Raw genomic sequence first — 21,640 nt, 5'->3', positions numbered from 1 at the left:
GGTTCTGCCGCTGCCCGCGCCGCGCCACCGGTTACGCCGCGACCATCGTCGCCGGCACCACCGCCTCACCCGCATTGCCAAACGGCGGTCGTGCAGTCGCCGCATCGGAGGCCGCGACAAGCACCACGGCGCCGGGAACGCCCGAGTCACGCAGCAGTACAGCGGATTGCACTGATCCACTCTGAGTCCGGGTCGGACGAACCCGAACTGCACCGGCCGGACCGTCACTCTCACCCTGCCGGTGCCCAGCCTCAACGGGAACAGCTTCGTCGCCGGGCACACCGCGACCTTCAGCGTCCGCCTCGACGACGGCGACGGCAACGAAGTGCTCTGGGCCACCGGGCAGCTCACCATCGCCGGCTCCTAGCGGCACGCGCGACCGCGCCGCCGCCGAGGTCTCGCCGCCGCACCGCGGTGGGGCCCGCGGTCACTCAGCGGGGCGCGTCGCGGACGGGCGGGTGGCGGGCCCGGATCACGGGCCGAGCGGACGCTCGCCGCGGCGCTGCCAGGCGCGGCCGGCGATACTGACGGCGAGGTCGGCGATCTGAGCTTCGGTGCGGCCGTGGAACTCCCGATCGTTGAGGTGGCGGGCACAGGCGGTGGTGGCCTCGACGAACGCCGCTTCGTCGCGGTATTCCGCCGCGTTGCGGTGCGCCCAGTCCCACACGCTGTCGAACAGGCCGGAGGCAGGAATGTCGGACATGGCCGCCAAGCTACGTCCCGGCTACCGCGCTCGCAGCGCGAACGTCGGCGAGGGGGCACACCGTTATCCGGGTGAGACAGTGCCTTCCGCTCGGACACTGCACGCCACGCGCGGACCTCGGTCCTACCGCCCCCGACAGGAAGACCTCAGGGCGTCACGCGCGCGAGTGTGGTGGGCGATTCCATCGCGCCGTTCGGACGACGGCGGAGGTCCGAACCAGCGACCACGAGGAATTGGGTTGTCGCCGGCCGCCGGCGCCGTCGATACTGGACTCCTGCGGTGGCCGCGACGAATCGGGCGGGTAGGCACCGCCTTCCGCAGGAGGTCGCGTGCGTCGTGAAGTCTTCCCGACACGGGAACCGGGAACGATCCCGTGCCTGGTGATCGGCTGTCTGCGACCGCGCGTGTGGCGGGTGATCGTCGGTGTCGGGGTGGGGCATCTCGACGGTGGGGTCGAGCAGGACTGGCCCGAGGAGGATCTCCCGTGGGACTTCCGCAGGCCGAACGCCGAGTTCTTCGTCCGCTGACCGCGATCCCGGGAGTCCGGGCCGGTGTCGGCCCGCGTGGGCGGCGCCTGCGCGGGCGCCCCGGCCGTCGTGGTCGGATGCCGGCGATGGCGTCAGAGCTGCGCGGAATAGCCCACCGTGGGCAGGGATTCGGTGCGGCGTAGCGACTCCGCGGCCGCGCCGAGCCACAGCAGCGCCTCGGTCGACAGGCCCGACGCGGTGGACAGCAGCGCGCGCAGGTGGTCGTCGCGCAGCCCGGCCACCAGCGAGCCGTCCCTGTCGTCGTCCTCTCCTGTGACGGCGGGCGGCTCGGCCACGGCGGCGAAGTCCTGTCGGGCGGCGGCGAACGGCATGCTGACCTCCTGGCGTGGCCCGCCCGGCGGACGGGGCACCGATGCGATGTACCGGTGGGTACATTCCCCGTCCGCGCGGCGGTAATCAGCGCGTGGCGGGATCTTCGATCCGGTCAGCTCTCGGCGGCGGCGGTGATCTGTTCCAGGGACACGCCTTTGGTCTCGGGCACGCGCCGGTAGCAGAACGCCAGCGAGGCGACGCCGACGGCGGCGAAGATGACGAACATCGTCGAGGGCCCCCACAGGTCGCCCAGCGGCGGGAAGACGAGGGAGACCACGAAATTGCCCGCCCACACCAGGAAGGTGGTGATCGACATGGCCACCGAGCGGATCGGCGCGGGGAAGATCTCCGACAGCAGCAGCCAGGTCGGCACGCCGACGCCGACCTGGAAGGAGCCGATGTAGAGGATCATCATGGCCAGCAGGAGGTAGCCGGAGGCGGGCTCGTCGGGCAGGAGGGCCTCGGCGGCGGCCATGGCGATCAGCGCCACGATCATGACCGTCATACCGGCGAACATGGTGGGGCGGCGGCCGATCCGGTCCACCAGGCTCATGCCGCCCAGCACGCCGAGCACCGCGCCGATCCCGATGCCGATGGAGGAGGTGACGGCGCTGCTGTCGCCGAGCCCGGCCTGGGTCAGGGTCGTCGGCGCGTAGTAGACCACGGTGTTCACGCCGACGAACTGCTGGATGAGCGCGAGGCCGACGCCGGTCCAGAACAGCGCGCGCACCTTGGGTTTGCGCAACTGGTCACGCAGGCTCGCCTTCACCGCCCGGTCGGCGGCCGTGGTCTCCTCGATCTCGGTGATGGTCGGTTCGACGTGCTCGGGATAGTAGGAGCGCCGCAGGACCCGGCGGGCGTCGTCCTCGCGCCCCTTGCTCAGGTACCAGCGCGGCGAATCGGGCATGAACAGCATCCCGGCGAACAGCGCGACGGCCGGGATCGCGGCCATGGCCAGCATGACCCGCCAGTTGCCGGTCGGCGCCAGCAGGGCGTTGACGATGTAGGCCAGGAGCTGGCCGCTGGCGATCATCAGGCTGTTCATCGAAACCAGGCGGCCACGGTAGGTGGCGGGCGCGATCTCGGAGACGTACATGGGCACCACCAGCGAGGCGGTGCCGACGGCGACGCCGAGCAGCAGCCGGGTGCCGACCATGAAGGCCGGGTTCGGGCTCAGCGCCTGGGCGATCGCGCCCGCGAAGAACAGGGTGGCGGCGCCGAGGAGCGTACGGCGCCTGCCGACCCGGTCGGCCAGCCACCCGCCGGTCAGCGACCCTATGGCGGCGCCGATCAGCAGGGAGGAGGTGATCACCCCGACCTGGGTGGAACTGAGGCCGAAATCGGGCGTCAGGTAGACCAGCACGCCGGAGATGACACCGGTGTCGTAGCCGAAGAGGGCGCCGCCGAGCGCGGCGATGATCACGACGGTCAGCACGAACCGCTTGATCCGCGCGCGCATCGCGACGTGCGCGGGATCGTCGGCGGCGTCGGCCACGGGCGGCTCGGGGACGGGGTCGATCGTCACCTGTCCCGTGTCGACCGGCACGGGATTCGGGCCGCGGACCGGCACGTCGGTGTCGGGGTGGATGAGGCGGTCGGCCGGACGCAGGGCCGGCGTGCCCGTCGGCGGGGTGAGGACGTCGCCGGGCACCGGGGTTCCGGCGCCCTCGTCGATCGGTGAATCCGCCATCTCTGCACCTCCGGGGTCGGCGAGGACCGGAGACCCGGAACCTCGGCCGGATGTGACGCGCACGTCCGGCCGACATTACCGGGCACGCTCCGCGCGGCGGGCACGATCCGGCCTCTGCTCGATAAACACGCCGTGACCAGCGATGATGATCCGAGCGACGGTCCGGCGGGATGCGGCGCGGGGTGGTCAGCGGGATCCGGCGCCCGACGGCCCGGAATGCTCGTGCAGCACCGCCAGGAGTTCCTCCTCCAGGGCGACGAATTCCGGCGTGGTCAGCAGCGACAGCGTGCGCGGGCGCGGCAGGTCGATCCGCATCTCGTGACGGACGGTGGCCGGGCGGGCCGAGAGGACGACGACCCGGTCCGAGAGGTAGACCGCCTCGCGGATGTCGTGGGTGATCATCAGGACCATCCAGCGGTAGCGCTGCCAGACGTCCTGGAGCCAGGACTGCATCTCGGTGCGGGTGAGCGAGTCCAGGGCGCCGAAGGGCTCGTCGAGCAGCACCAGCTCGCGGTCCTGGACCACGGTGCGCAGCAGCGCGGCGCGCTGGCGCATGCCGCCGGACAGCTCGTCCGGGCGCGCGTCCTCGAAGCCGGACAGGCCGAACAGCGGGAACAGCGCCCGGGCACGGCGCCGGGCCTCGGCCTTCGGCACGCCCTGCACCCGGAGGCCGAGCACGGTGTTGTCGAGGACGGTGCGCCAGGGGAACAGCAGGTCCTTCTGCGGCATGTAGGCGCAGTGCCCGGCGGTGTTCCCGCCCGCGCCGAAACCGATGCTGCCCGAGTCCGGGGTCTCCAGCCCGGCGAGCATGTTGAACACGGTGCTCTTGCCGCAGCCGCTCGGGCCGATGACGGTGACGAACTCCCCGGCCCGCACGGTGAACGACACCCCGCCGAGGACCGCCAGGTCCGGGGTGTTCCGGCCGGGCTGGGGGAAGGACTTCGTGACGCGGTCGACGACGATCCGGTCGCCGGTCGGCTCAGGCACGATCGCTCCCGTTCCGCGCGCGCGACCACGGGGCGACCAGCCGTTCGATCGCGAAGGTGGCCAGGTAGAGCGCGATGCTCAGCAGCGCGGTCACCAGGACCGCCGCCAGGACGAGGTCGGTCCGGAAGGAGTTCTTCTGCAGACTCATGTAGATGCCGAGACCGGCGCTGGCACCGACGTATTCGGCGAAGACCGCGCCGACGACGGCGTAGGTGATGCCGATGCGGAGCGCGGTGAAGAAGCGCGGGATCGCCGAAGGCAGCCGCAGGTACCGGAAGACCTGGGCGCGGGAGGCGCCCATGCTGCGCAGCAGCGCGCCCGCGTCCCGGTCGGCGGCGGCGAATCCCTCGATCAGGCCGATGGCCATCGGGAAGAAGGTGACCAGCGCGACCACCAGGACCTTGGGCAGCAGCCCGAAGCCGAACCAGATGATCATCAGCGGCGCGACGGCGACGATGGGCAGGGTCTGCGAGGCCACGAACAGCGGCACGAGCGCGCGGCGCAGCCAGGGGGAGAAGTCCACGACGATCGCCAGGGTCCAGGCCAGAACGAGCGAGAGCCCGAACCCGGCCAGGGTCACCTGCAGGGTGGCCGCCGCGTGGGTGGCGATCTCGTCGCGGTGTGCCCAGCCCTGGCGCAGCACCCGCAGCGGCGAGGGCAGCACCTGCGGGCGGATCCCGCTGGTCATGGCGTAGATCTGCCAGACGGCGACGAGGACGGCGACGGTGATCACCGACGGCAGCGCCCAGCGCAGGCCGCCGCGTCCGGGCCGCCCCCGGTCGCTCGCGGGCAGGTCAGGGGGCGGCGAGGTATTCATTGGTGAAGTAGGTCGACCAGTCGGGTTCGGTGGTCAGCGGCTTGCCGTCGGGCCCGTTCAGCAGGCCGCCCCGATAGAGGAATCCGGAGTTGGCGGCCCACTGCTGGGCGGTCTGCCCGCCCACCCGGCCCGCGGCGTCCTTCATGAATTCGGCGGCCAGCATGCGCTGGCTCTGGAAGACCAGCCCCTCGTCGGTGAAGGCGCCGGGATTGGCGTCGAGGAGGTCGCGGGCGGCCGCGTCGGGGTCGTCGGCGGCGAACTGGTAGCCGCGCTGCAGGGCCTGGACGAACTTCCGCGCCCGATCCGGGTTGGCGGCCAGCCAGCTCTCGTTGCCGTCGACCACGATGGCGTAGGAGTCCGGGAACCCGAAGTCGGTGTAGCGGAAGTAGCGCATGGGCGTGCCGTGGTGTTCGGCCTCGATGCCCTCCCAGGCGAGGTAGGAGACGGTGAAGTCCGCCTTGCCCGAATAGACGGCCTCGTAGGCGGACGAGCCGAGCGTCACGGAGGTGAACTCGCCCTTGCCGCCGTCGTTGCGGATGACCTGCTGCAGGGTCTCGCGCTCCCCCGGGTCGCCGAATCCCGCGTAGGTTCTGCCGTCCAGGTTCTTCGGGCTCGCCAGGTCGGCCCGGTCGGCGCGCACCCCGATGCCGGTCGCCCAGTGCTGCAGGGGCGCGAGCACCGAGCGGACCCGGGCGCCCGAGGCGCGGGCGAAGGTGGCCGAGTTGTGGGTGCTGATGCCGAATTCCGCGTTGCCCGCGTCGATCACGGTGTCGACGGAGGTGTTGTTGTACGGCAGGATCCGCACGTCGAGACCGGCATCGGCGAAGTAGCCGCGCTGCAGGGCGACGTAGAGGCCGGTGTGGTTGGTGTTGGGCGTCCAGTCCAGGGCGAACCGGATCGTGTCGCCGGAGTCGTCGGAAGCGCAGGCCGTGACCGCCGACAGGCCGGCGACGAGGGCGACGAGGACCGCGAGCGCGCGGCGCAGCGGCCCGTTCACGCGGCGGGCCAGGGCTGGGGGCGCAGGACGGTGTCCCAGAACAGCAGCTCATAGCGGCAGGCGAGGGTGAACGCCTGCTCCATCGCCGCGCGGTCGCGCTCGTCCGCCGACTCGGCGGCGGCGTCGACCAGCGCGCGGGCGGTGTCCGAGGAGTTCTGGAACTCCTCGGCGCCGTAGGTGGTGACCCACCGGGCGTAGGGATGGGTCGGGTCGGCGGCGATCACCGAGGCGGCCCGGCGGGCGAGGTCGCGCCCGACCTCGGCGTAGATCCAGAAGCACGGCAGGGCCGCCGCGGCGGCGACGGCGTAGGGCTCGGTCGCGGCGGTGGCGACCAGGTAGGAGACGTAGGCCAGGCAGGTCGGCGAGTGCTCGGGTTCACCCTGCCGCGGGGGCAGCGCGCCGCCGGTGAGCAGCTCGTCGTGCATGGCCGATTCGACGGCGGCCGCCGAGGCGGACGAGGTCGCCCAGAACGCGGCGGTCGCCGGGTCCGGGGACTTGGCGGCGAGCAGGGCCAGCGCCTTCGCGTAGCCCGTGAGGTACAACGAGTCCTGTTCGATGTAGGTGCGGAACGCGTCGAGGGGCAGCGTGCCCTCGCCGAGGAGCCGCAGGAATTCCAGGTCGTCGATCGCGGCGCGCAGGGCCTTGGTCTGCGACCACAGGTGGTCGGTGAATCGCTCGGTGTTCGTGTGGGCGCGCAACGCCGTGACATCCCTTCGTCAGCATTACCTGGACAGGTTCGGCGGGTGTGTTCTCAGCCCCGCGGTCGCGGGGCACCCCGTGTCGGATACTCGTTCGACCGTAGCAGCGACCACCGGCGCGCGGAGTACGTACCCGCTGCCGTGCCCCCGGTCGCGGACGCGGACCGGCCGGGGACTCCGTGGCGGTGTCCCCGGCCGTTCGTCACGCGGTGCGGATCAGTACGGGCACTGCGCGGCCGAGCCGCACTGCATCGTGCGCACCAGCGCGGCGAAGGCGTCGGTGACGGCGCTGCCCGTCGACGTCCCGCCGGGCGCGGGCTCACCGGGGGCGACCACCGGGGCGGGCTCGACGGCGGCGGCCGCCGCGGGGCCCGCGCCGAGCAGGGCACCGAAGGCCACTGCCGCGGCGCAGGCGCCGAGCGACTTGCTGAACGACATGAGAGGTCCTTTGTTCGATTGTGTGGAGCGCCCCGCAGTGTTCCATATTTGACCGATCGGTCGCAATAGCGGTTGCTATGCTCCGAACATGGCGCGTACCAAGGAATTCGACCCCGACGAGGTGCTGGGTCGCGCGCTGGATCTGTTCTGGCGCCAGGGCTACGAGGCGACCTCGATCGCGGACCTGGTCGACCATCTCGGCATCGCGCGGGCCTGCATCTATTCGACGTACGGACCCAAGCACGACCTGTTCATGAAGGCGCTGCGGCGCCACGTGGAGATCGTCGATCTACGGATCACCGCCCAGCTCTCCGGCACCGGTCCGGCGCTGCCGCTGGTCCATGGGCTGATCGAGCTGTTCGTGACCGAATCCTGCACGGAGAACCGCTATCTGGGCTGCCTGGTCACCAATGCCGCGGTGGAGCTGGCCGCGGGCGATCCCGAGGTCGCCCGGGTCGTCGAATCGAGCTGGGCGCGTACCGAGTCGGCCCTGCACTCGGCACTCACCCGCGCCCGCGCCCAGGGCGAGCTCGCCGCGGACGCCGACCCACGGGCGCTGGCGCGGTTCCTGCTCGTGTTCCTGCAGGGCGTCTGGGTGCTCGAACGCGCGCCCGACGCCGCCGACCGGCTGCGCGACGCGAGCCGGATCGCGCGGTCCATCCTGGGCTGACGGAGCACTCTTCGTCAGAACGATCGGTCAGAACGATCGGTCCGAAATCACCGCCGAACCGGCCCATCGTCTTCGAGCCGGGGCCGGGAGCGGGTGCTCAGACGGCGGTGGTGTCCGGTGCGGCCACGGCCGCCTCGAGCGTCGCGTAGACCGACAGCAGCTTGTCCAGCCCGGTCAGCTCGATCGGCCGGGCGACCTCGCGGGAGGCGACCACGCGCAGCTGGTCGGGGGCGCCCTTGGAGACCACGAGCAGAGCGCTGAGGCCGGCGGAACCGAGGAAACCGACGTGGGTCATGTCGACCACGAGGGTCTTGCCGCGGGAGCGGGCGTCCTGCAGGGCCGCCTGCAACTGCGGGGCCGAGGCCATGTCCACCTCGCCGCGTACCGTGAGGATCTCGAACCCCTCGTGGGCCCTGACCTGGATGTCGAGGTCACGGGACACTTCTGCTGCGGCCATCACGAACTCCTGGTCACCGTCGGTCACTGTCCACCTCTTGCCACTGGCTTCGCCGGCGCGGCGAAGATTGCATCGATCGCAGACAACCTACCCCATCCCACCGACCGCAAACGGCCGTCGACCGCACGGGCGCGGTATTCTGCACCAGGACTCGGATCACGAGCGGTGCGTGTCACACTCGAGCTCGAGTTCGACATAGATGTCGATCAGCCGGGTATCGCTGTAGGCGAGACCGAGAGGGAGGCATCAGGTGTCGACGACGCACCCGCCTCGACAGGAGACCACACTGAAGCCCTTTCACGTGGACTTTCCCGCCGAGGCACGCTATCTGTCCCGGGTTCGCCGCGCCCTGCAGCAGTGGCTCGCCGACATCCCGGTCGAGGACGCCGCGGCCTTCGACATCGTCCTCGCGGTCGCGGAGGCGTGTACCAACGCCGTGGAGCACGGCCACCGCGAAGACGGCGGCACCGTGGCGGTGGCCGCCGAGGTCGACGGCGAGCACATCCGCGTCACCGTGGCCGACCGCGGCTCCTGGAAACCGCCCGACCACGACGCCGATTCCCTGCGCGGGCGCGGCATGGACATCATGCGCGCGCTCAGCACCCGGTTCCGTGTCGCGTCCTCCGACTCCGGCACGGTGGTCGAGATGCTGCTCGCGCGCCGCTGATCAGCGGATGCGCGGCAGCCGCACCACCTGCACGAAGAACTCGTCGATCTGGCGGATCGCGGCGATGAACTGATCCAGGTCGACCGGTTTGGTGACGTAGGCGTTGGCGTGCAGTTTGTAGCTGCGCAGGATGTCCTCCTCCGCCGCGGAGGTGGTCAGCACCACCACCGGGATGAGCGAGAGATCCGGGTCGGCCTTGATCTTCTCCAGCACCTGCCTGCCGTCGTACTTCGGCAGGTTCAGGTCCAGCAGGATCAGGTCGGGGCGCGGCGCCTGGGCGTACTCGCCCGCGCGGTAGAGGAAGTCGAGGGCCTCCTGCCCGTCGCGCACCACGTGCAGGGTGTTGCCGATCTTGTTGTCCTCGAACGCCTCGCGCGTCATCAGCTCGTCGCCGGGGTCGTCCTCGACGAGGAGGATGTCGATGGGCTGGCCGGGATCCGTCACGAAGTGACCTCTTTCTCGTCGAGGGGCGCGGGCACGGCGTCGACGCCGGACCGCAGAGTGAAGCACAGGCGCGTTCCGTCGCGGTACTCGGTATCGATCCAGATCCGTCCGCCGTGGAACTCCACGATCTTCTTGCACACCGCCAGCCCGATGCCCGTGCCCCCGTAGGTGTCGCGCGAGTGCAGGCGCTGGAAGATGACGAACACCTTCTCCGCGAACTCCGGTTCGACGCCGATGCCGTTGTCGGTCACCGTGAACTCCCACTCCCCCGCGTCGGCGTCGTCGGGCGCACAGGTGATCTCGATGACGGGCGGCGTCTCGGGCTTGCGGAACTTGACGGCGTTGCCGAGGATGTTCTGCCACAGCATGATCAGCAGCGTCTGCTCGCCGACCAGTTCGGGCAGCCACGCCGGGCGCCGGATCACCGCGCCGGTTTCCTCGATGCTCGCGGCGAGGGCCGACAGTGCCGCGTCCAGGGTGCCTGCGAGGGCGACCCGTTCGGCGCCGTCGGTCATCCGCCCGACCCGGGAGAAGGTGAGCAGGTCGTTGATCAGGACCTGCATGCGTTTGGCCCCGTCGACGGCGAAGTCGATGTACTGCTTGCCGCGCTCGTCGAGCTTGTCGCCGTAGCGCTTGTCCAGCAGCTGGCAGAACGAGGCGACCTTGCGCAGCGGCTCCTGCAGATCGTGGGAGGCCACGTAGGCGAACTGTTCGAGCTCGGCGTTGGAACGGCGCAGTTCCTCGGCCTGCGCGGCCAGGTCCTGCTTCTGCTGGTGCAGCAGCGCTTCCTGGGTGCGCGAGGAGTCGAGTTCGGTGACGATCTGGTGGCGCATGTCCTCCACGGCCTCACACACCGAGGCGATGTCGGAGGGCCCGACGGTGCGGATGTGCAGGGCGAAGTTCCCGGCGGCGACCTCCTGGGACGACTCGGTCAGGTAGCTCAGCGGCCGCACGATCAGCCGCCGGACCAGGAAGATCAGCAGCACACCGGTCAGCAGGAAGGCCAGCACGATGCCGGCCAGCGCGGTGTCGCGGGTGGCGCGGGAGGCGGCCAGTTCGTCGTTGTCGCGGGCGATGGCGGCGACCAGGTGCTCGTTCTGGACGGTGAACTGATCGCGCAGCCCGTCGAACAGCGTCTTGCCGCGCACCGCGCTCGCGGTGTCGGTGGACGGGCCACCGGAGGCGGAGATCGCCGCCGAGAGCGGTTCGGTGTATTCGGTGCGCCACCGCTCGGCTGCCGCGTCGATCGCTTCGGCGTCGGCGAGCAGGTCGGGGCGTCCGGCCAGCAGCTCGCGCAGCCGGACGAGCGCGCCCATCTCCTCGCGGCGCCCGATGTCGAACGGCTCGAGGAACTGGGAGTCGCCGGTGGCCGCGTAGCCGCGGATGCCGGTCTCCTGGTTGATCAGCGCGCCCTGCAGGCGGAACGCCTCGGCGGAGGCGGGCAGCGTCTGTTCCAACAGACGGTCGGTCACCCGCGTGGTGTCGGTGATGACCTTGGCCCCCACCGCGGCGCCGGCGGCGACCGCGAGGACCATGAACACCAGCACGAGCTGGAACCAGCCCTGGGCGGTCAGGCCCGCCGTACGGTTCACCGCCCGTGACGTGGTACGGACACGTTGCCTCACTGCGGATTCCGCCTCTGCTCCTCGGACCACCGCACGTACAGGATGGCCACGTCGTCGTCCAGGCCGCCCGCGTCGGCGGCCGATTCCTCCACGCGCGCGATGAGCGCGTCGACGAAGTCCTCGGGATGCTCGGCGGACAGCGTGTTCGCCACCGCGAGCAGGCCGTCCTCGCCGAGCCGCTCGGAGCCCTGCCCGACCCGGCCCTCGAACAGGCCGTCGGTGAACAGCATCAGGCCGGCGTCCGCCGGGAGCGTCAGGTCGTGCGCGGGCCAGCGGCCGAGGCCGGGGACGAACCCGAGGGCCGGGCCGCCGGGCACCTCGACCCAGCCGAGCCCGTCCCGGTCGCGGCGCAGCATGCCGGGATGTCCGGCGCGGCGGATGCCGACCCGGCGGGTCGCCGGGTCGAACCGGAGACCGGTCGCGGTGGCGAAGGTCTGCTCGTCACCGCGCTCGGCGACGAGGACCTCCTCGAGCAGTTCGAGCTGCCGCGCGCCGGTGACACCGCTGAGGACCAGCGTGCGCCACGCCAGCCGCAGGGCGACCCCGGTCGCGGCCGCGTCGGGCCCGTGCCCGGAGACGTCGCCGATGACGACGTGCACGATGCCGTCCGGGTCCTGGACCACGTCGTAGAAGTCGCCGCCGAGCAGCGAGTGGTCGCGCCCGGGCCGGTACCGGGAGATCACCTCGACCGCCGGGTGCGCGCCGAGCAGCGGCGTCGGCAGCAGCCCCCGCTCCAGGCGCGCGTTCTCCTGTGCCCGCATCTGGCTGGCCTGCAGGGCGGCGCTGGTGCGCTCGGTCTGCTTGCGCTGGATGGCATAGCGGACCGCGCGCCCGAACAGCTCCGGCTCCACGCGGCCCTTGACCAGGTAGTCCTGCGCGCCCGCCGCCAGCGCCGCCAGGCCGGTCTGCTCCTGGTCGAGTCCGGTCATGACGACGACCGCGACCCGGTCGTCGATCTGGTGCAGGCGTGCGAGGGCCTCCAGGCCGTGCGCGTCCGGCAGGTGCAGGTCGAGCAGGACGCAGTCGGGCACCTCGGCACGCAGCCGCTCGCCCGCCTCGGCCAGGGTGCGTACCCAGTCCAGCCGGAGTCCGCCGGCCAGGTCGGTGACCATCTCCTCGACCAGCAGCGCGTCGCCGGGGTCGTCCTCGACGAGCAGGATGCGGGCCTGTGGTCCCTGCCGCAGGGATGTCTCGAGGGCGAAGAGATCGGCGTTCACCACGTCACTCCGTGTCACGGCGCACCGGTTGGGCCCCCACGGACTGCCGACAGGGGCGTTCCGCCGTGCGTCCGACGCACAGCACAAATCCCACGGTGTTCACAACGCCTCCGATCACGCGCGCCACAGCACGAACTGACACCGTCGGCCGGTTGCTGGACCGAGAGGTAGCGAAAGCCTAACCGATGGCTTCGCGCGCCGGTCCGGCTCACCTGACCGCGCCCGGCCGCGGCGCCGTGGTATCGCCGGAGGGGGCGGTGAGGCGGAAGCGTTGGGGCCCAGCGGTTCACCCGCCGCGCGGCCGCCGGGTCATCCCCGGTGGCGGCGGTGGTGGGTCAGTGTCACCTCCACCTCGTACCCGTCGGCGGCGGGGCGCACGCGTCGTTCGATGCGGTCGCTGGTCGCGACGAGGAGCTGCCAGGACAGTCCGGACTCGTCGATGGGGTGCTCCACGACCGTCACCGCCGTGATCCGCACCACGACCTGCTCGCGATCGGTGTCGAAGGCGCAGCGCAGCATCGTCTCGGGCAGCGACTGCCTGCTCAGGCAGGTCGCCACCTCGTCGATGCTGACGCGGATGTCGGTGGTCTCGTCGAGCGACAGCCCGGCGATCATCGACACCGTGTCCGCCAGCGCGCGCAGGGTCAGCAGCTGGCCGACCTCGGCGGGTACCTCGACGGCGGTCCTGGTCACCCGCGCCTGCCGGGACGCGATGGAACTCAGCGGCGTCTCCGTCATCTCCATCTCCCATCCGGTTCACGCGCACAGCCCGGCCCGCGCGCGAGCGATTCCGCCGCGGGCCGCTGCCCAGTATCCACGCCTGCGCCGTGGCGTCGGGGCCCGCCGTGAGAACTGTGGCTTCTCGATCATCTCCGGAACTACCCGGCTGCCCGGGACGGAAACGACGCGCTGCGAACCGGAACCATTACACACCAGCGGATTCCGCCCGGGCTGTGACCTGCGTCGCATCCGGTGTTTACGGTTCCGGGATCCGGTTATTACCCGGATCGCGTGTGGGACCCGCCACCCGGTCCGAAGATGTCCAGGAGCTGAACGATGCCGATGAACACCACCCCCGTCGCCGAGACGGACCGGACCTACGAGAACGTCGAGCCGTTGTTCGTGCACTGGTCGCTGACCGACCCCGCTTCCCCCGAGCACGCCGCGCTGCGCGAACGGATCATCGGGATCTGCCTGACCCTGGCCGACAACATCGCGCGCCGCTTCGCCGGGCGCGGCGAGTCGCACGACGACCTGATCCAGACCGCCCGCGTGGGGCTGGTCATGGCCGTCGACCGCTACGACGTCCGCACGGGCGCGCCGTTCCTCAGCTTCGCGGTCCCCACCGTGATGGGTGAGGTGCGCAGGCACTTCCGGGATCGGACGTGGGCGCTGCACGTCCCCCGCAGCGACAAGGAGCTGCACGCCCGGATCCGTCCCGCGATCGAGACGCTGACCCGCAAGCTGCACCGCTCCCCCACCGCCTACGACCTGGCCGCCGAACTCGAGGTCGACGTCACCGACATCACCCGGGCCATGGCGGCCGCCGAGGCGCACCAGACGCGCAGCCTGGACACCCCGCTGCCCGCCGGCGACAGCGGCCGCACCGCCACCATCGCCGACACCCTCGGCGCCGAGGATCCGCGGTTCGAGCTCACCGAGCAGACGCTGACGGTCGCGCCGCTGCTCGCCCGGCTCTCGCCGCAGGAACGGCAGCTGCTCGTGTGGCGCTATTACGACTCGCTCACCCAGTCCGACATCGCCGAGCGGCTCGGCATCTCGCAGATGACCGTGTCGCGCAAGCTGACCCGGCTGCTCACCCAGCTCCAGCATCAGACCGTCGATCGCCGCCAGAGCCGGATCGCCTGACCCGAGACGTGGGGCCTACGTCGCCGGGCCTGCGGCGTAGGCCGCGACGTAGGCCGTGTCGACGCCGAGTTCGCCGGTCGCGGTGGCGCTCCCGGAATCCCCGAGCGGTTCGGTCCGCCCGGGAAGCGGCTCGTCGAAGAAGCGCCGGTTCTCGGCGCGGAACTGTTCCTGTCCCGGGGGCAGGTCGTCCTCGAAGTAGATCGCCTCGACCGGGCAGGCCGGCTCGCACGCGCCGCAGTCGGTGCACAGATCGGGCTGGATGTAGGCCATCCGGTTCCCGATGAAGATGCAGTCGACCGGGCACTCTTCCAGGCACGCCCGGTCGAGTACATCCACGCAGGCCGCGCCGACGACGAATGTCATGTCCTTCTCCTCCCAGCGGAGGCGCCCTCGCCGGGCGCCGATCTCGATCCTGCTGGGCGGGGAGGTCCCGCGGTAGCGGCCATCGGCGCGGACCTCCTAAGGTCTGCTTATGAGGTTTCCCCCGGGCACGCCCGATCTCGAGGTGCTCGGACTGCTCGTCTCGGTCGCGGAGCTGGGGAGCCTCGGCGCGGCCGCGCGACGGCACGGCATCAGCCAGCCCGCGGTCGGCATGCGGATCGGCGCGCTGGAGAAGCGGTTGCGCCTGCGGCTGGTGGATCGCGGGCCGACGGGGTCGACGCTCACCGACGCGGGTCACGCCGTGGTGGAACTCGCGCGGCCGGTCCTGGCCGCGGGGCGGACGCTGATGGACGGCGTGGCCGATCTCCAGCGGGAACTGGACCCCGGGCTGCGCGTCGTCGCCTCGAAGACGATCGGAGACCACCGGATTCCACACTGGCTGTCGGCGCTGCGCAAGCTACGGCCGGAACTCGCCGTGGCACTGGACGTGGCGAATTCCGAGCAGGTGACCGACGCGGTCCGCGACCGCTCGGCCGCGCTCGGCTTCGTCGAAGGCCCGCACGCCCCCGCCGGTCTGGGCAACCGGGTGGTGGTCACCGACGAACTGGCCGTGGTGGTCGCGCCGGGTCACCCGTGGGCGACGCGGCCGCGCGCGGTGACGTTGCGCGAGGTCGCCGGGACTCCGCTGCTGTGGCGGGAGAAGGGTTCGGGCACCCGCGACACGGTGTGGTCGGCGCTCGCGATCCACGGCACGCCCGTCCGGCCCGCCGCCGAACTCGGTTCGGCCGCGGCCATTCTCGCGACCGCGCGCAGTGGTACGGCACCCGCGGTGGTGAGCAGGCTGATCGTGGCGCACGAGCTGCGGGCGGGCACCCTGCGCGAGGTGCGCCTCGCCGACGGCGTCGTGCTCGCGCGGAAGTTCCGGGCGATCTGGCATCGGCGCACCCCTCCGGCGGGGCCCGCCGCCGACCTGGTCGAGCTGGCCGTCCGCATCGAGGAGGCGCGTATCCGGCGTGGCAGCCGGGCGGGCTGACGGGCCGAGCCGATTCCCGGATCCGCGCCACCGGCCGGGCTATCGTGGAGCTACCGATTCGGTCTTCACCGAGGTCAGGAGCCATCGTGCCGAAGCTGGAATTCACCCGCAGGTCCGAACTCACCCGCCGCGAGGCCGCCGAGCGGCTGATCGCGATCGGTCGCGCGCTCGCCGAGGGCCCCGAGGTGGCACTCACCTCCGGCGCCGACACGGTGGAGGTGACCGTCGCCGATCGGGTCCGCTGGAAGATCGAGATCGAGATCGACGGGGACGAGACCGAGATCGAGTTCGAGATCAGCTGGCGCGACGGGGCGGCCGCCGAGCCGCCGACCGAGGCCGCGTCGGAAGAGACGCCGACCGGGGCCGCGTCGGCCGAGGCGCCGGGAGCCGGGAAGGCCACCTCTCCCGCCGAGACCGGGCCCACCCCCGCCGAATCCACCGCCTCGACGCGCGCCGCGACCGAATCGTCCGCGACGAAAGCGAGCGCGGCCCAGCCCTCCGCCGCGAAGCGCAGCGCCGGCAAGTCCACCACGGCGAGAACGAAGGCGGCCAAGAGCAGCGCGGCGAGATCCACCGCGAGGAAGAGCACGCCGGCGAAAGCCGCCGCGGCCGGAACCGCGCGCGGCCGGACGCGCAACTCCGCGAAATAGCCGGTCCGCCAGGAGGTCCCGCGCGGCCCGTCGCTACGCGGTGTCCGCCAGGGGTTCGCCGGGCAGTTCCGCCGAGATGCCGTGGTCGGGGTGCGCGGCGGCGACCCGGCGCGCGCCGCAGCGGCAGCGCTGGTAGACGACGAGGCCCTCGCTGGTCCGATGACTGGACTCGATCCGCCAGGTGTGGGAGCTGTGGGTGTTCATGCCCCGAGTCTGTTGTAATGGCATTGTGCATTACAACCATTACGGGCGTGAACCGGTGCAGCTCGGCGTCGGCCTGCTCAACGAGCCGTGCGACACCCCCGGCGAGCTCGCGCGCCGCTGCGCGGACGCCGGGCTGGCCCTGGCGCGGGAGCCCACCGGCGACGACCTCGCGTCGGTGACGGCGTTCCTGCGGCGGTGGCGGCGCGTGGTGGAGTGCGCGGAACCACCCGCCCGCGCCGAACTGCTCAACGCCCTGCTCGCCGAGTACGCGTCGGCCCCGCGCCTGACCGACCATCTGGGCGACGGCTGGCATCTGCACTTCCGCGATCCCGGCGTCGCCACCGATCGCCAGATCGCCGCACTCATCACCGTCGGGACCGCGCTGCACCTCACCGGACTCGGCATGGACCGGCTCGGCGTGTGCGCCGCCGACGGGTGCGCACGGGCCTACGCCGACACCTCCCGCAACGGCAGGCAGCGGTTCTGCAGCCCGGCGTGCGCGAACCGGTCCGCGGTGCGCAGGCATCGCGCCCGCGCCGCCGCGCGCTGACCCCGGCGGTTCCCAGCGCGGATTCCCGCGGTGCGGCATCATCGCAGACATGACCTCTCTGGACGCGAAGGCGAAGGCCCTGCTCGAACTCCACCGACCGGGCGACCCGGTGGTGCTGCCCACGGTGTGGGACGCGTGGTCGGCGAATGTCGCTGTCGCCGCGGGTTTCCCGGGCCTGACCCTGGGCAGTCACCCGGTGGCCGACTCGGTCGGACGCAGCGACGGCGAGGGGATGACCTACGACGAGCTGCTCGCCCGGGTCACCCAGGTCACCGGCGCGGTGGACGTGCCGGTCTCGGTGGACATCGAGTCGGGGTACGGCCTCGGGGCGGATCGGCTCGTCGAGGGCCTGCTCGCGGCGGGCGCGGTCGGCCTCAACATCGAGGACACGGTCCACAGCGAGGGCAAGCGGCTGCGCGCCCCCGAGGAGCACGCCGCGCTGGTCGGCGAACTGCGGGCCGCCGCCGACGCGGCGGGCGTGCACGTGGTCGTCAACGCGCGCACCGATCTGTTCCTGCGCCAGGACGGCGACGAGGCGGACCGGGTCGACCGGGCCGTCGCCCGGTTGCGGCTGGCCGCCGAGGCGGGCGCCGACGTGCTGTACCCGGTGGGTCGGCACGCCGACGACGTCCTGCGCAGGCTCACCACCGAGCTGCCGCTGCCGGTCAACGCCATCGGCCAGCCGGGCACCCCGGCCAAGGACTACTTCGCCGGTCTCGGCGTCGCCCGGATCAGTTTCGGCCCGTTCCTGCAGGCGGCCCTGGCCGCCGAGGCGAGTTCGCTGCTCGCGGCCTGGGCCTGAGTCCGTCCGCCGGCCGCCCCGCCGGGCGGCCGGCGCCGGTCAGTGGTCGAGCGAGGAATCCCAGCGGTTGGCCAGCAGCCGGAATCCGGGCAGGTCGGCCAGCGAGGTCGAGGCTTCGTAGATGCGCTCGTACCGCGTCGCGGCGATGCGCCACCGCCCGTCCGGGTCACGGCGATAGGAGTCGGCGTAGTACCCGGCGCCGCGGATCTGCGCCTGCGCGGCCGGCACGAGCACGGTGTCCTCGAACACCCACGAGCCGGTCGCGGTGTCGCCGTCGACGTCGATCTCGGGGTGGCCCGCGACGTGGACCGTGACGATCCCCGGCCCGAGGCTCCGCTCCATGAACGCCACGACCTCGGCGCGGCTGTCGTAGTGCAGCGGCGCGCCCATGGCGAGGGTGCCGTAGCGCGCGGAGACGTCCTCGGCGAGACAGTCCGCGAACTCCTCCCACAGCTTCAGGTCGAGGGTGCGGAAGTAGCGGTGCTTGAGGCGCTTGATCTCCTCGACGGCAACAAGGTCCATCACCGGATTCTAGAACGCGTTCTAATCCTGGTCCGCGGTTTCGCGGTGCCGGTCCCGGCGGCCGTCGCGCGAAAGTAGGGAGGTTCTCCCGATGTCGGCGGCCGCGGCCCGGACCAGAGTGGAGGAAGCGAGCCGGACCGCGGCTCACCGTCCACCGAGGAGCACACCATGACCCGTTTCGTCGTCGAACGCGAGATCCCCGGCGCCGCCGACCTCACCGAGGCGCAGCTGGCCGACATCGCCACGACCTCCAACGCCGCCGTCGCCTCGCTCGGGGTGCCCTACACCTGGATCACCAGCTACGTGGCCGGGGACAAGATCTACTGCATCCACGAGGCCGAGGACGCGGAGGCGATCCTCGAACACGCCCGCCGTGGCGGATTCCCCGCGAACCGGGTCACCGCGGTCGCGAACGAGTTCGGCCCGCAGTGGGAACAGCGCTAGGGGACCCGCGCGCGGGCTCCTACACTGACGTCGTGCGGCTGCTCGAGCGGGATTCCCAACTCGGGCTGCTGCGCGCCGCCGTCGCCTCCCTCGAACGCGACGGCACCGGCGCGGGCATCGCGATCTCCGGCGACAGCGGCGCGGGCAAGACCACCCTCGTCGACGCGGCCGCCGCCGAGGCGCGCGCCGCGCGGGTCCTGCGGGTCGAATGCGACCCCCTCGGGACGCCGCGTCCCCTCGGCCCGTTCAAGGACCTCGGGCTCGACGTGGTCAGCAAGGACGCGCTGCTCGCCGAGGTCTGCGAGAAGGTGTACGCCGCCCTCGGCGCCGCGCCGACGGTGCTGGTCGTGGAGGATCTGCACTGGGTGGACGCCGCCTCGGTCGAGGTGCTGCGGTTCCTGGTCCGCCGGATCGAGTCGGTGCCGCTGGTACTGCTGATGACCTGGCGCGACACCGAGATCGGCGCCGCGCACACCGCGCGCCCTCTGCTGGGCGACATCGCCGGGCTCGACGGGCTGTCCTCGCTGACGTTGCCACCGCTGACCGTCGACGCGGTCACCGACCTGCTGGCGGGAACGGGCCTCGACCCCGCCCGCGTGCACGCGGTGACCGGCGGCAACCCGTTCTTCGTGCACGAGATCGCGAAGGAGCCGGACCTGCCGATGCCCGCCTCCGTCCGCGACGCGGTGCTCGCCCACGTCGCGGCCGTCGATCCGGCCGACCTGGAGATCCTGCAGCTCGTCGCGACCGCGCCGGACCTGGTCGCCGACCGGGTGCTGCCGACCCTCGGCATCGACCTGCCGACGCTGCGGCGGCTCACCGACACCACCCTGCTCGACCGCACCAGCGAGGGCATCGTGTTCCGCCACGAACTCGCCCGCCGCGCGATCGCGTCCACGATCCCGCCCGGCGGACAGGGCAGGCTGCACGCGCGGCTGCTCGACGCCCTGGAACGGCTCGAGCACTGCGACCCGCGGTGCTCACCCACCACGCCGTCGCCGCGCACGACAGCGCCCGCGCCGCCGTCCACGCCCGCGCCGCGGCCGAGGAGGCCATCCGGGCGGGCGCGCACACCGACGCGGTCGCCTTCTACGAGATCGCGCTCGCCCACCTGGGCACGGCCCGGACCGCCGAACGCGCGGAACTCCTTCTGGCGCTGGCCTTCCAGCAGTACATGACGAGCAGGCTGTCCGACGCCATCGCCTCCGTCCGCCGGGGATTCCCGCTGTGGCAGGACACCGGCGACGCCGACGGCCTCGCGCAGGCGCACGCCGCGGTCGCGGTCTACGAGTACTACTCCTCCCAGCGCAGGCGCGCGGAGTCGCACCTGGACCGCGCCTGCGAGATCGCCGACGACATCGGCGCGCGCCTGACGTTCGGGCACGCGCGCTCGACCCGCGCCTACCTCGCCTACATGCGCAGCGACGCCGAGCTGGCCCGCGCGTGCCTCGACGAGGTGCGCGCCACCGGCGAACACGAGGAACTGCTGCGGCTGCGGACCCTGGTCGTCAACGCCGCCAACGAGCTGGTCTGCGGCGACGACGACGCGCGCACCCGCCTCTTCGACCATCTGGAATCCGCCCGCGTCCTCGGGTTCGACGAACTGGCCTCGACCGTGTACTCCAACGTCGCCACGCTCGACGTGGAGCACGGCCGCTACCGGGCGGCCGAACGGGTGCTCGAGGAGTCGCTGCCGTTCACCGTCGAGCGCGACATCCCGATCTGCAGGCACTGGCAGACCGCGGTCCGCTCCCGCCTGCAACTGGTCAAGGGACACTGGAACGCGGCCCTCGAGGACGCGAACACGGTGCTCGTCGACGACGGCATGCCGGTGGCGGCGCTGTGGCCGCATCTCGTGCGCGCCCTCGTCCCGCTGCGTCGCGGCGAGGATGTGCCCGTCGAGGAACTCGACCGCGCCTGGACGCTCGCGGAACGGCTCGACGAACCACTGCGCAGGCTGGCCGTGCTGGCGGCCCTCGCCGAGGTGTCGTGGACCACCGGCCGCGCCGACCGCCGCGTCACCGTCGACGCGGTGGACGAGCTGCGCCGCTGCGCCGCCGTTCCCGGAACCTCCTGGGGCGCAGGCAATCTGGCTGTCTGGCTGCGCCGACTCGGCGTCGAGGTGCCCGAGGAGGCGACCGTGTCGCATCCCTATCGGCTCGCGCTCGACGCCCGCCCGGCCGAGGCGGCCTCGTGGTGGCACCTCGCCGGCGATCCGTTCGCCGAGGCCATGAGCTGGTCGGACGCGCCGGCGGCCGAGGACCGGGTACGCGGCGTGCTGCTGCTGGACCGGCTCGGCGCGATCGGCACCGCCGACCGGCTGCGGGTCGCGCTGCGCCGCGACGGCGGGGTGGTCCCGCAACGCCCGCGCGGGATGACCCGCGCGAACCCCGGCGGCCTGACCAACCGGCAGCTCGAGGTCGCGCGACTGATCGCGCGCGGACTCTCCAACACCGAGATCGCCGCGCGCCTCTACATCTCCCCGAAGACCGCCGACCACCACGTGTCGGCGATCCTGGCCAAACTCGGGCTCCCCACCCGCCGCGCGGTGATCGCCCAGGCCGACGAGCTGGGCTTCTAGGGAGCGGAGATAGGTGGTCGCTCCCGATGTCGGGGAGCGGGCGGATTCCTAGCGTCGAGGCATGGATATCGCCGTTCTGGCCGGGATGATCTCGACCGCCGTGTTCGCGGGCAGTTCCCTGCCCATGCTCGTCAAGGCCTTCCGCACCCGCGATCTGGGTTCCTACAGCCTGGGTAACCTGCTGCTGGCCAACGCGGGCAACGCGGTGCACGCGGTCTACGTCTTCAGCCTGCCCGCCGGACCGGTCTGGGTCCTGCACCTGTTCAACGAGCTGGTCGCCGCGTTCATGCTGGCCTGGTACCTCCGGTTCGAACTGGCGCCGCGCCGGGCCGCG

Annotated in this window: 28 protein-coding genes, 1 pseudogene and 1 riboswitch; of the genes and pseudogenes, 13 read left to right on the top strand and 16 right to left on the bottom strand. The window is 71.9% G+C overall.

Annotation, left to right across the window (positions count from 1 at the left end):
* The first annotated feature begins 241 nt into the window (after positions 1–241).
* Positions 242–367 carry a hypothetical protein gene (locus ON36_RS36720; protein WP_281004931.1) on the top strand — a complete coding sequence of 42 codons (126 nt, stop codon included), beginning with the start codon at positions 242–244 and terminating at the stop codon, positions 365–367.
* Between the two features lie 105 nt (positions 368–472).
* Here ON36_RS36720 and ON36_RS31150 read toward each other — a convergent pair whose 3' ends face one another.
* Positions 473–703 carry a hypothetical protein gene (locus tag ON36_RS31150; RefSeq protein WP_043661266.1) on the bottom strand — a complete coding sequence of 77 codons (231 nt, stop codon included), beginning with the start codon at positions 701–703 and terminating at the stop codon, positions 473–475.
* A 329-nt stretch (positions 704–1,032) separates the two neighbouring features.
* On the opposite strand from ON36_RS31150, the gene ON36_RS35210 reads away from it, so the two are divergent.
* Positions 1,033–1,230: a hypothetical protein gene (locus tag ON36_RS35210; RefSeq protein ID WP_157225100.1), complete on the top strand. Its 198-nt coding sequence runs from the start codon at positions 1,033–1,035 to the stop codon at positions 1,228–1,230.
* A gap of 92 nt (positions 1,231–1,322) precedes the next feature.
* On the opposite strand, the gene ON36_RS31145 is transcribed toward ON36_RS35210, so the two are convergent.
* The 7 genes from ON36_RS31145 to ON36_RS31115 form a co-directional block, all read right to left on the bottom strand.
* Positions 1,323–1,562 carry a hypothetical protein gene (locus tag ON36_RS31145; protein ID WP_043661263.1) on the bottom strand — a complete coding sequence of 80 codons (240 nt, stop codon included), beginning with the start codon at positions 1,560–1,562 and terminating at the stop codon, positions 1,323–1,325.
* A gap of 113 nt (positions 1,563–1,675) precedes the next feature.
* On the bottom strand, positions 1,676–3,253 hold the full coding sequence (locus tag ON36_RS31140; protein WP_083885573.1) for a sugar porter family MFS transporter: 1,578 nt from the start codon (positions 3,251–3,253) through the stop codon (positions 1,676–1,678).
* 186 nt (positions 3,254–3,439) lie between these two features.
* Positions 3,440–4,240 (bottom strand): ABC transporter ATP-binding protein, encoded by an 801-nt coding sequence (locus ON36_RS31135; protein ID WP_043661261.1) that lies wholly within the window; start codon positions 4,238–4,240, stop codon positions 3,440–3,442.
* A complete protein-coding gene (locus ON36_RS31130; RefSeq protein ID WP_043661259.1) occupies positions 4,233–5,057 on the bottom strand; it encodes an ABC transporter permease in 825 nt (274 codons plus the stop codon). Before ON36_RS31130 ends, ON36_RS31135 begins: the two co-directional genes overlap by 8 nt.
* Positions 5,035–6,054: an ABC transporter substrate-binding protein gene (locus ON36_RS31125; protein WP_174377628.1), complete on the bottom strand. Its 1,020-nt coding sequence runs from the start codon at positions 6,052–6,054 to the stop codon at positions 5,035–5,037. Before ON36_RS31125 ends, ON36_RS31130 begins: the two co-directional genes overlap by 23 nt.
* Positions 6,051–6,752 carry a TenA family protein gene (locus tag ON36_RS31120; RefSeq protein ID WP_043661255.1) on the bottom strand — a complete coding sequence of 234 codons (702 nt, stop codon included), beginning with the start codon at positions 6,750–6,752 and terminating at the stop codon, positions 6,051–6,053. The genes ON36_RS31125 and ON36_RS31120 overlap by 4 nt, the downstream gene beginning before the upstream one ends.
* Positions 6,746–6,842, bottom strand: a riboswitch (TPP riboswitch). (Overlaps the previous gene by 7 nt.)
* 126 nt (positions 6,843–6,968) lie before the next feature.
* Positions 6,969–7,190 carry a hypothetical protein gene (locus ON36_RS31115; protein ID WP_043661253.1) on the bottom strand — a complete coding sequence of 74 codons (222 nt, stop codon included), beginning with the start codon at positions 7,188–7,190 and terminating at the stop codon, positions 6,969–6,971.
* 88 nt (positions 7,191–7,278) lie between these two features.
* Here ON36_RS31115 and ON36_RS31110 point away from each other — a divergent pair, with 88 nt between their 5' ends.
* On the top strand, positions 7,279–7,860 hold the full coding sequence (locus ON36_RS31110; RefSeq protein ID WP_043661250.1) for a TetR/AcrR family transcriptional regulator: 582 nt from the start codon (positions 7,279–7,281) through the stop codon (positions 7,858–7,860).
* Positions 7,861–7,957: 97 nt separating this feature from the next.
* Here ON36_RS31110 and ON36_RS31105 read toward each other — a convergent pair whose 3' ends face one another.
* Positions 7,958–8,344: an STAS domain-containing protein gene (locus ON36_RS31105; protein WP_245558278.1), complete on the bottom strand. Its 387-nt coding sequence runs from the start codon at positions 8,342–8,344 to the stop codon at positions 7,958–7,960.
* A gap of 274 nt (positions 8,345–8,618) precedes the next feature.
* Here ON36_RS31105 and ON36_RS31100 point away from each other — a divergent pair, with 274 nt between their 5' ends.
* Entirely contained in the window at positions 8,619–8,984 is a 366-nt protein-coding gene (locus ON36_RS31100; protein WP_052314570.1) for an ATP-binding protein, read from the top strand.
* Here ON36_RS31100 and ON36_RS31095 read toward each other — a convergent pair whose 3' ends face one another.
* The 4 genes from ON36_RS31095 to ON36_RS33170 form a co-directional block, all read right to left on the bottom strand.
* Positions 8,985–9,428, bottom strand: a complete 444-nt coding sequence (locus tag ON36_RS31095; protein WP_043661247.1) for a response regulator — start codon at positions 9,426–9,428, stop codon at positions 8,985–8,987.
* Positions 9,425–10,963 carry a sensor histidine kinase gene (locus tag ON36_RS31090; RefSeq protein ID WP_083885579.1) on the bottom strand — a complete coding sequence of 513 codons (1,539 nt, stop codon included), beginning with the start codon at positions 10,961–10,963 and terminating at the stop codon, positions 9,425–9,427. The genes ON36_RS31095 and ON36_RS31090 overlap by 4 nt, the downstream gene beginning before the upstream one ends.
* Positions 10,964–11,049: 86 nt before the next feature.
* Positions 11,050–12,270, bottom strand: coding sequence for a PP2C family protein-serine/threonine phosphatase (locus tag ON36_RS31085; RefSeq protein WP_245558277.1), 1,221 nt, complete (start codon positions 12,268–12,270; stop codon positions 11,050–11,052).
* 309 nt (positions 12,271–12,579) lie between these two features.
* On the bottom strand, positions 12,580–13,008 hold the full coding sequence (locus tag ON36_RS33170; RefSeq protein ID WP_157225099.1) for a hypothetical protein: 429 nt from the start codon (positions 13,006–13,008) through the stop codon (positions 12,580–12,582).
* Between the two features lie 318 nt (positions 13,009–13,326).
* Between ON36_RS33170 and ON36_RS31075 the strand changes: the two genes are divergently transcribed.
* Entirely contained in the window at positions 13,327–14,139 is an 813-nt protein-coding gene (locus ON36_RS31075) for a SigB/SigF/SigG family RNA polymerase sigma factor (protein ID WP_245558276.1), read from the top strand.
* A gap of 15 nt (positions 14,140–14,154) precedes the next feature.
* Here ON36_RS31075 and fdxA read toward each other — a convergent pair whose 3' ends face one another.
* Positions 14,155–14,502: a ferredoxin gene (gene fdxA, locus ON36_RS31070; RefSeq protein ID WP_043661241.1), complete on the bottom strand. Its 348-nt coding sequence runs from the start codon at positions 14,500–14,502 to the stop codon at positions 14,155–14,157.
* 109 nt (positions 14,503–14,611) lie between these two features.
* Here fdxA and ON36_RS31065 point away from each other — a divergent pair, with 109 nt between their 5' ends.
* Both ON36_RS31065 and ON36_RS36795 read left to right on the top strand, forming a co-directional pair.
* Positions 14,612–15,553 carry a LysR family transcriptional regulator gene (locus tag ON36_RS31065; protein ID WP_043661239.1) on the top strand — a complete coding sequence of 314 codons (942 nt, stop codon included), beginning with the start codon at positions 14,612–14,614 and terminating at the stop codon, positions 15,551–15,553.
* An 86-nt stretch (positions 15,554–15,639) separates the two neighbouring features.
* The gene (locus tag ON36_RS36795) at positions 15,640–16,203 is read left to right on the top strand and encodes an amphi-Trp domain-containing protein (RefSeq protein ID WP_083885571.1); all 564 of its coding nucleotides are present in this window, start codon (positions 15,640–15,642) and stop codon (positions 16,201–16,203) included.
* Between the two features lie 33 nt (positions 16,204–16,236).
* On the opposite strand, the gene ON36_RS35605 is transcribed toward ON36_RS36795, so the two are convergent.
* Positions 16,237–16,407, bottom strand: coding sequence for a hypothetical protein (locus tag ON36_RS35605; protein WP_169334759.1), 171 nt, complete (start codon positions 16,405–16,407; stop codon positions 16,237–16,239).
* A 25-nt stretch (positions 16,408–16,432) separates the two neighbouring features.
* Between ON36_RS35605 and ON36_RS31055 the strand changes: the two genes are divergently transcribed.
* Positions 16,433–16,957 (top strand): CGNR zinc finger domain-containing protein, encoded by a 525-nt coding sequence (locus tag ON36_RS31055; protein ID WP_043661236.1) that lies wholly within the window; start codon positions 16,433–16,435, stop codon positions 16,955–16,957.
* A 49-nt stretch (positions 16,958–17,006) separates the two neighbouring features.
* Positions 17,007–17,759: an isocitrate lyase/PEP mutase family protein gene (locus ON36_RS31050; protein WP_043661233.1), complete on the top strand. Its 753-nt coding sequence runs from the start codon at positions 17,007–17,009 to the stop codon at positions 17,757–17,759.
* A 39-nt stretch (positions 17,760–17,798) separates the two neighbouring features.
* On the opposite strand, the gene ON36_RS31045 is transcribed toward ON36_RS31050, so the two are convergent.
* Complete coding sequence (locus ON36_RS31045) at positions 17,799–18,281, bottom strand: nuclear transport factor 2 family protein (RefSeq protein ID WP_043661230.1); 483 nt, start codon at positions 18,279–18,281, stop codon at positions 17,799–17,801.
* A gap of 168 nt (positions 18,282–18,449) precedes the next feature.
* Here ON36_RS31045 and ON36_RS31040 point away from each other — a divergent pair, with 168 nt between their 5' ends.
* The 4 genes and pseudogenes from ON36_RS31040 to ON36_RS31030 form a co-directional block, all read left to right on the top strand.
* Complete coding sequence (locus ON36_RS31040; protein WP_043661227.1) at positions 18,450–18,725, top strand: DUF4242 domain-containing protein; 276 nt, start codon at positions 18,450–18,452, stop codon at positions 18,723–18,725.
* Positions 18,726–18,757: 32 nt separating this feature from the next.
* A complete protein-coding gene (locus tag ON36_RS36475) occupies positions 18,758–19,903 on the top strand; it encodes an AAA family ATPase (protein WP_245558275.1) in 1,146 nt (381 codons plus the stop codon).
* Complete coding sequence (locus tag ON36_RS36790; RefSeq protein WP_306306924.1) at positions 19,900–21,306, top strand: LuxR C-terminal-related transcriptional regulator; 1,407 nt, start codon at positions 19,900–19,902, stop codon at positions 21,304–21,306. Before ON36_RS36475 ends, ON36_RS36790 begins: the two co-directional genes overlap by 4 nt.
* A 61-nt stretch (positions 21,307–21,367) precedes the next feature.
* Positions 21,368–21,640, top strand: a pseudogene (locus ON36_RS31030) (hypothetical protein); the annotation flags it as partial.

This window comes from Nocardia thailandica NBRC 100428 (assembly GCF_000308795.1).
Taxonomy (GTDB): domain Bacteria; phylum Actinomycetota; class Actinomycetes; order Mycobacteriales; family Mycobacteriaceae; genus Nocardia; species Nocardia thailandica.
The sequence above is the reverse complement of the archived record's forward strand: the minus strand, read 5'-3'. Positions and strand labels throughout refer to the sequence as shown.